This window comes from Psychrobacter sp. FME6 (assembly GCF_014861365.1).
Taxonomy (GTDB): Bacteria; Pseudomonadota; Gammaproteobacteria; order Pseudomonadales; family Moraxellaceae; genus Psychrobacter.
Genome location: NZ_RRYW01000242.1, coordinates 1 through 644 on the forward strand (window position 1 = coordinate 1; position 644 = coordinate 644).

The window sequence follows — 644 nt, forward strand, 5'->3', positions numbered from 1 at the left end:
CTCAATATTGGCAGCTTAGGCGTTACTTTTTACGAAATTAACTTTCCATCTAACGATGGGACTGCTACCTTTAGCTACCCTAACGTTCCATCACTCACTGTTGACAATGTGGGTATGACCTCAGGCTTCTATATTCATGATAAACCTAAACGAGGCATACAGTCGGTTCGAATTGATTTCTTCATTCCTAACTCTCAAGGCAGCTATGGTGTTACGAAAAAAGATGCCTATGTCGCTGTGCAAAAACTGTTTAAACAGCTAGAAGGGCAAGGTTGGTTAGATGATCACCGCATTGATGACCCTCGTATATCTATTCAAGATAGCTACACTTACGGTACCAGCGAAAACGTTGCAGATAATTTTGTAAACTATCAATACCCTTTAACTTTTAATCAGTTTAAGCAGTTACCGAGCTTACAAACATGGAGTTTGCGACATAGTACTGATGTTTTTTTAGACATTCGAATGCAATATAACTTTGAAGAAGAAATCAATAACTACGTTTATATGATCAGCTTAGATTTTAGCTCTGAAGAAATTCATATCAACAGCTATATCAGTTATGACAATCCAGACGATACTTTGGAATCAGTCTTTACAAAAGCTTATCCAGACTTACCTACGTCTAGGTTATACGCTGAAAC

Annotated in this window: 1 protein-coding gene; it reads left to right on the top strand. The window is 37.6% G+C overall.

The genetic code is table 11. The annotated features are described in order from the left end of the window. On the top strand, window positions 1–644 hold a 644-nt coding region (locus tag EI162_RS14450; RefSeq protein ID WP_192524984.1), incomplete at both ends, for a hypothetical protein.